Source organism: uncultured Fretibacterium sp. (assembly GCF_938030725.1).
Classification (GTDB): Bacteria; Synergistota; Synergistia; order Synergistales; family Aminobacteriaceae; genus Fretibacterium.
Genome location: NZ_CALHIQ010000181.1, coordinates 1 through 7,897, shown reverse-complemented (window position 1 = coordinate 7,897; position 7,897 = coordinate 1). Strand labels below are relative to the sequence as shown.

General features: G+C 63.2%; 4 protein-coding genes. All 4 read left to right on the top strand.

All coding sequences use genetic code 11. From position 1 onward, the window contains the following. Positions 1-2,833: hypothetical protein (locus Q0629_RS09930; protein ID WP_298782021.1), on the top strand; the 2,833-nt coding region annotated here is incomplete at its 5' end. Between the two features lie 561 nt (positions 2,834-3,394). After that, entirely contained in the window at positions 3,395-3,622 is a 228-nt protein-coding gene (locus Q0629_RS09925; RefSeq protein WP_298782019.1) for a thioredoxin family protein, read from the top strand. Between the two features lie 52 nt (positions 3,623-3,674). Then, on the top strand, positions 3,675-5,126 hold the full coding sequence (locus Q0629_RS09920) for a DUF1254 domain-containing protein (protein ID WP_298782018.1): 1,452 nt from the start codon (positions 3,675-3,677) through the stop codon (positions 5,124-5,126). 100 nt (positions 5,127-5,226) lie between these two features. Next, complete coding sequence (locus Q0629_RS09915; RefSeq protein ID WP_298782016.1) at positions 5,227-7,779, top strand: DUF748 domain-containing protein; 2,553 nt, start codon at positions 5,227-5,229, stop codon at positions 7,777-7,779. Positions 7,780-7,897: the final 118 nt, after the last annotated feature.

The window sequence follows — 7,897 nt, the reverse complement described above, 5'->3', positions numbered from 1 at the left end:
CGGGGACTTCAACGGCGACGGGAAGACGGAGCTCGCGGCGGTCTACGCCGACAAATGGAAAAAGAGAGACGCCTATCCAACCGTTCGGACATACGGGTGGAACGGTTCCGGGTTCAGCGACTCCGAGACGCGGCTGGATGACGACGATCAGCGGGTGGGCGGCACGTCGTTTACGCTGGTGTACGTCCCGCACTACGGGATGATCGCTGAGGCCGGCGACCTGGACGGTGACGGGAAGGACGAGATCGTCTTCCTGTCCGCGAAGTACGGGAGCAGCGGCGGGCAGCTGCAGGTCTCGGTGTGGGGGACGGACGGCGCCCTGAAGCCCGCGCGTAAGTTCTGGTGCAAAACGGGACAGGACCTCGCCGGATACGGTGGGGTCAGCATTTATTCCAGGGCGGAGACCAGCTACCTGCTCCGCAGCGCGTCGCTTGCGCTCGTTCCCCTGGAAGGGACGTCCGAGCGGGGGGCCCCGTCCCGAAAGGTGTTCTTCTCGCTCTCGCAGGGCGACGATAGACTCGGCCATTTTTCGTCCTATTACTTCACCGGCGACAAGCTGTGGTACCTGTCGCCCGAGATCTCGGGCGGCAACCTCACGGGCCTTTCCTCGTCCGTTCCTTACACACAAGGCAGCGCGGGGCGCGCCGTGGCGCTCCTGCCCGGCGACTTCTACGGCGAGTCCGTAGCCCTGGGCGAACCGACGCACCTGGTCTTCGCCAACGAGCGCAGCTACGTCGCGGAGATCCAGACGCCCCCCTACCACGTGGACTACGTCCAGGCCCCGTTCGAGGTCAACGGCGTCCGGCCGGAGCGGAAGTCCGTGATGAACCTGTCCTGGATGGGCTCGTCCGTCGCGTACTCGAAGAGCCAGACCGAGAGCAGCAAGGCCGACACGTCGTTCAGCGCGACCAGCGCGCTGGAGTGGGGGGTCAATGCCTCCGTCGGAGGGCGGTACAAGCTGATCGGCGCCAACGCCTCGGGCGGCTACAAGAACACGTCGGCCAGGGTCGAGAGCAAGGCCAACAGCTCCCAGGCGACGGTCGCGACGACCATCACCAGCGTCACGGACGGATCGGACAACGTCGTCCTGTACAAGACCGACCGGCACGTGTGGCGCTACCCGGTCCTCGGCCCCGGGCCTCAGGCTCCGGACGCGCCGCTGGGAGAGGGGGAGAAGCTCAACGGGGAGCGGTTCATGACCTTCTCGCTCTGCGACGCGCCGACGATCGTCCAGGGCGACGCCGGCCAGAGTGCGCAGTTCGATGACTACAACCCCATCCACGAGGAGGGCAACCTCTTCTCGTATCCGACGGAGGTCGAGAACACCCCGTATTACGGCGAACTGCAGCAGGAGCTGTCGAAGAGGCTGAACTCGACCGTCGGCGGCAGGACGGTGCTGGACCTCGCGGTCTCTCAGGTGACGACCGACGTGTCCGGTCTCACCACCAAGTCGAAGAAGGCGGTGAACGGCTCGCTCAACGTCTCGCTCGGCGCGCCGAAGATCTTCAGCGTCGGGGTCACGAGCACGGTCGGCTATTCCAACGAGCTGACGAACACCGAGACCTTCACCAAGACCTACCAGGAGTCCGAGAAGTTCACCGTGACCCTCAACAACGCGCAGCTCGGGTTCAACTCCAGTTACATCAAGCACCTCCTCAAGACCCAGCTCTACGCCGACGCCGCCGGCGTGATGAAGGTGGCCTTCGGGGTGGACCTGGCCGACAGCAACGCGCTGGTCTGGCGGAACACGCCGGGCAGCCTCTACGCGGACAAGCCCGACCCCGCGCTCGTCCTGCCGGCGCGCTACAACCGCCGCGTCCAGTTGTCCGAGAGCGGCACGACCCGGGTGGTGTGGTCCGCCAACGAGGACCGCATTTCGGCGACGCAGGTGCGCGGGATCGGGTTCCGGGACGAGGATGTTCAGAAATCGACGACATCGGCCCTCGTCCGCGGCAGACAGTACAAAATCCAGATCCCGCTCTACAACGCCAGCTTCAAGGACGCGGGCGACGTCGAGGTCGAGATGCGGCTGCGCACTGGGGGCGGGGACACGGACCTGCGGACGCTGGACCGGCAGACCGTTCGGCTTGGAGGCTGGACGCAGGGTGCGGAGGCCAACAAGGCGACCGCTTCGTTCGCGTGGACCGTTCCGAGCGACCTCGACCCCGGCAACTATGACCTGCACTTTGTGGTGGACCCGGACAACAAACTCGACGAGCTCCACGAGGAATGGGACTACAAGAACGATCCGGGCGGCAACAACGTCGGCCGCTATCCGATCGCCGTGCTGGCCGAGGAGCCGAAGGCCGCCGCGGGGCTGGCGATCGTGTCCGCCCAGGCGGCCCGTGCGGCCGCGAAGGAGGGCGACTTCAGCATGACCTTCAAGCCCATCCGGTCGGACGACACGCGGGCCGAGCTGACGCTTCCGGAGTTCCGCGCGGAGCTCCTGAAACAGACCGGGGACTTCCGCGCCCATGCCACCATTCGGTACAGCGGCTCCGAGACGCTGACGAACCTGCGCCTGACGGTGAGCCGGGTCAAGGGCGACGGCAGCGAGAGCCGCGTTGTGACGCGGACCATCCCGGCGATCTTCCCGAACACGGAGCGCAGCCTCTCGTTCATCGTGTCGCCGGGCAGGATGCGCGAGGGGACCCTGGCCGTCGATCTCGTCGGGGACAAGGGCGTGAGCCTCCACTGGCCCCGCGGGGACACGAACGACCCGACGGATCCCTCCACGCCCGGCGGCAGGAGGCACGGCGGCGGATGCGACGCGGGTGTCAGCGGATTGGCCTTGGCTCTCGTTGGAGCGTTCCTGCTGAGGAGAAAAGTATAACCTCGTACAACCGCAGCTAGTCCGTTAAGCAGACGACCGCCTTCCGTGAGGCGTTAGCCTCGCGGGGCGTGTCGGTCGCTTATGCCGAACGGCAACACAGTTGTTGCTGTTCGGCGCAGCAGACGACCGCCTTCCGTGAGGCGTTAGCCTCGCGGGGCGTGTCGGTACGGCAAGCCGTAAACCTTCGGTCCGCTTATGCCGAACGGCAACACAGTTGTTGCTGTTCGGCGCAGCAGGCGACGCGGGTGTCAGTGGATGGACACTGGCTCTTGCAGCTGCGTTCCTATTGAAAAGGAAAGCCTGATTTTCAACAACCGCAGCTAGTCCCTTTAGGGGCGACGCGGGATGGGGCGGGTTAGCGCTGGTTCTTGCTGCGGTATTCCTGCTGAAAGCGAAAGGAACACATTCTTTAGAAGCGAAAGGAAGGGTTCGGTAATGAGAACGGTGCTTGTGTCGATTTTCCTTTTTTTGGCTTTCATTTTTTGTCCCGTTCATGCCGAGGGAAAGGACTTGCCGACTCTGGTATCCCTGTCCGGGGCCGGTTGACCGGCCTGCAAACAGATGTCCAAAGTTTTGGATGCGATCAATGACCGGTATGAGGGCAGGCTGGCAGCGGAAGCGGTGGACGTGGACGAGTATCCCGAGCTCGTTAAGGAGTACAACGTGACCTACCTCCCCGCCCTCCTCTTTCTGGACGACAACGGCGATGTCGTTCGTCAGGAGGTTGGCTATCACAGCCTTGACGAGGTGCTGGAGATCTTCCGGGACATGGGGGTCGACATCGAATGACGCGGGGCCCCGGGTCTCGGCGTCCGTCGAAAGGGGAGAGAAGATCGTGTTCGTGAGTAAAGGGAGAGGAAAGAGCGGCGGGGGCGTTTTGCCCCTCACCGCAGCCATAGCCCTGCTGCTGGTCGTCCTGGGTGGGTGCGGCGGCGGAGGCGACAGGCACGAGTCCGGCTCTGCGGCGACGCTCGACGACGCCTACGTCTACTGCTATCCGCTGGTCATGATGTCCGTATCCCAGAGGGTGGCGACGAACGTCGTCGAGGCCACCTCCGCAAAGGTGCCCGTGAACCAGCTGCGCCACGCGCAGAGGTTGGCTGGGCCGGACTTCAAGGACGTCGTCACGCCGAACGTCGATACGCTCTATTCTCAGGCGTTCATCGACTTGAAGGGCGGCCCTCTGGTGTTCGTCAAGCCGGCCGCAGACCGTTACTGCTCGGCGCAGTTCCTGGACGCCTGGACGAACAGCGTGGGGATTGCCGGCACGGGGGGCAGGGAGGGCACGTCCGGGGAGCAGGTTTGTCTGCTGATGCGGTCGGACGACAAAACGACCGTCCCGGCGGGGATGACGCCCTTTCGCCTCTCCGGGAACCTCGGCTGGATCATCGGGCGCACCCTGTGCAGGGGCGAGGACGACCTGGAAAACGTCCGGACCCTTCAGAAGCGGATGAGGCTGCTGCCGCTGGCCGACTATCTCCGGGGCGGAGACTATGTCCCCCCAAAGGGGACCCACGATCCCCGGTACGATAACGTGGTTCCCGTGGACTACGTTTTGAGGATGACGCCCGAGCAATTCTTCGGCGAGGCCAACGCCCTGATGCGGGACAACCCTCCGCTTTCCGGGGATGAGCCCCTCTTGAATAAACTTCGTGTGCTGGGCGTAGGGCCCGGTCTCAGCTTTGATCCCGCGGTGCTGGGGGCGGACGCGCAGGGACGGGACGTGGCGTGGCGGGCGATGATCAAGAGGGTCCAGGCGCGGGTCATCGCAAACAGCCAGAAGTTCCTCGTGCATTGGGGGCCATGGCAGTACCTCGGTGCGCCGATCGCCGAGTTCGGGACGGAGTACGACTACCGCGCGATGGTCGCCTGGCGGGGGCTGGGGGCCAACCCGGTCTCGGCCGCCATATACGCCAGCACGAACAAGGACTCGTCGGGACGGGACCTGAAGGCGGGGACGCGCTATAAGGTGCGCTTCGAGAAGGGGGCGCTGCCGCCGGTGCAGGAGGGCGGGTTCTGGTCGGTAACGGCCTACGGCGACGACGACTTCTTGATTGCAAACCCGTTGAACCGCTACTGCATCAACGACCGCACTCCTGTCACGTACAATGCGGACGGCTCCTTGGAACTGCTGCTCCAGCCCGAGGCTCCAAAGGGCGAGGACCCTCTCAAGGCCAACTGGCTGCCCACGGGGCAGGGCGGGTTCCACCTGTTCCTGCGCATCTACTGTCCGGACAGGACGAGGATCGATGGGGGATGGAAGGCCCCGAGCCTTATCCCAACGTCTGAATAGAGCGGGCGGAGGGATTGGACTCCGTCTCAGGGTTGGGTCTGCAATGGCAGATATTTTGGGTGAGTTTGTGAGTTTGTGAGTTTTTGAGGAGGATGAGAGGATGGTTTTGAGCAGGAGGTTTTTGTGCGCGGCGGCGCTGGCGGCGATCTTTGCCCTGGGGCTCGCCGGGACCGCGCTGGCGGCGGAAAAGAAATGGACGGGCGCGACAGACAATAAGTGGAGTGTGGCGGGTAACTGGGACAATGGCGTACCGGCAGACGGTGATACGGCAATCATCGAAGGCGCTGTGGTGAGCGTTAATGATGCTACTGCGACGGCAAAGGTCGTGTCGCTCGGCCAGGGGGCGACCTTATCCATTGAAGGCACGGGGAAGCTGACCCTCGCTGCCGGCGGCGCGCTTCACGCATCGGGCGACGCGACCGTGGAGGTCAATGCTGCAGATGGGCTGGCGTTTACCACTGCCACGCACATTGCCGTCAACCCTGACAAGGCGCTGACCCTGAAGAGAAAGGCCCCGGGCAACATAAAAGGCGCCGGCTCCCTGACCCTCTCCGGCGGCGGAACGCTGAATGTGAATCTTCCATTGACGACGGCCACCGGTTTGGAGATCAAGGACGGCAGCACGCTGAACGTCGTGGACACCCTGCCGGACCTAACAGGCCCCGCGGTGACGGTCACGAAGGGCAACCTGACGTTGGGGTATAACCTTCCGGCGGCCGTTAAGCGCGTGGAGGTCACCGAGGGCGTCCTGACGGTGGGGCAGGGGAGAGCGATCGGAAACGGAAGCAAAACCGCGCCGGACGGCGCGGTGGACCTGAAGGATAAAGGTCAGCTCGTGCTGAACGGGAACCTGACGCTCAAGGATCTGAAAACGGCCGAGGGCAGCAAGATCACGGCCAACGGCAAGACCCTGACCGTCATCAATCCCACGAGTCCTTTTGTGCTCGACGCCGAGATCGATAAGGGGACTCTGAGCCTGGATGTGGCGGCCGGCCAAATGGCCACCCTGAGTAAAGATGTGGCGAGCGTCGTGTTCAACGGGAAGTCCGGCGGCGCCCCTACCTTGAAATTTGAGGAAAGAGTCTTTGTGAACCACCTCGATATCAGAGGCTCCACGACAGAACCCGCCAAGTTGCAGTTCGCTGGGGAGAACACCATCGGCACGCTGGAGTTCGTGAGGACGACCCCCCTTGTCGTTTCCTATAGAGATCTTTTCGTCAAGGTCGAAAAGCTGATGCTTGCCGGTGGCGCTGCCCTTGACCTCGAGCTGATGGGGGGCAGGGGCTTTTTTAGCGGTGTATTGACCATCAAGGACGGAACGCCGGGCAAGAATTGGAACGTGAAGATGGGGAATACGACTACCGATTTCAGGGTGGGAAACGCGGGGCTGCTCTCCGGAAACGTCGAGGTGACGCTCGGCGGCGGCACCCTGTACCTGCCTTACGGAGCGTACCCGAACCTGATCCTGAAGGCGGATTCTCCTTCTGTTAACCCGACGATCGATGCGGAGTCCTTCGAGGGCGACCCGGTCCTGACCGTAGGGAAGGTCGACATCAATAATTCTAACCTGAGAGTGAAGGCTACCGGTGTCTGGAGACACGGCCTGGAGGCAGGCGATACGCTCACGCTGCTGGAGGTCAATGAGACGAACCTGAGTGATGGTAAAGTGATCTCAGGTGACCCAGATGTGGATAGTAATGGCTACTGGAAATGGAAGTGGGAGCGGCTGGAAGGAACCAAAACAAAACTGGTCCTCACCGCGCTGAAGACCATCTCCGTCCCCGATCTGGTGGCGGAGGCGAGTTACTCGGAGAACAAGTGTACCGTGAACGTCAAGGTCTCGGGTGACGTGAAAGTGGATAACTGGAACGCCGATATGATCCTGGGAGATAGGCCGGAGAATGATTCCGCTTATAAGACCCCTAGGACTGGCTCTGAGAAGGGCGCGGTTTTTGAGGTCATTCTGCCGTCCGGTTTCACGAGCGGGACGCTGAGGGTGAAAGCCACAAACAAAGAAGGAGGAAAATTCCAGGGCTTTGTCGACGTCCCGCTGGAGCGCACCACGCCGGGTGGTGGCGGTGGTGGTGGCGGTGGTACGCCCGGTACACCCGGTACGCCCGCGGCCCCGAGCATCGATCCGAGCAGCTGGGAGACAACGGCCATCGGCGAGCCGGACGCTCAGGGGAATGTGACCGTCCAGCTCACGGCGACGCTGAGGCTCGATGGGACGCCGAAGTCCCTGGATGTGGTCGCCTCCGGGATGAAGGAGAAGCCGAAGGCTGAGCTGCTGGACGCCGGCGGCAAGGTCGTCGTGACGTCCTCCGTCCCCACGGTCAACGCGACCGCCAGAACCTACAGGCTGAGGCTGACGTGCAGGACCACGAAGGCCGATATCGACTCGGGCAGGGCGGCGATCGAGAAAGTGCTTGTGGCGACGGACGACGGCAAGGTCCATACGATCATGGTGAACAAGAAGCTGAAGGATATCGCCAAGCCGGGCGGCAACCCCGGGCAGCCCGGCAACCCCGGTAATCCCGGGCAGCCCGATAACCCCGGAGACTCCAAGAGCGGCTCCGGCGGCGGGTGCGACGCGGGTGTCAGCGGACTTATGTTGGCTTTTGTAGGAGCGTTGCTCTTGAGGAAAAAGGCATAACCTTGGATAGACGCAGCTAGTCCCTTCAGGGGCGACGCGGGTGTCAGCGGATTGGCGCTGGCCCTTGCAGCTGCGTTCCTATTGAAAAGGAAAGCCTGATTTTCAACAACCGCAGCTA

What these genes read in the sequence shown, in the direction of transcription:
- Q0629_RS09925 (WP_298782019.1), top strand. Translation starts at nt 3,395, where the DNA reads ATGTCCAAAGTTTTGGATGCGATCAATGACCGGTATGAGGGCAGGCTG.
- Q0629_RS09915 (WP_298782016.1), top strand. Translation starts at nt 5,227, where the DNA reads ATGGTTTTGAGCAGGAGGTTTTTGTGCGCGGCGGCGCTGGCGGCGATC.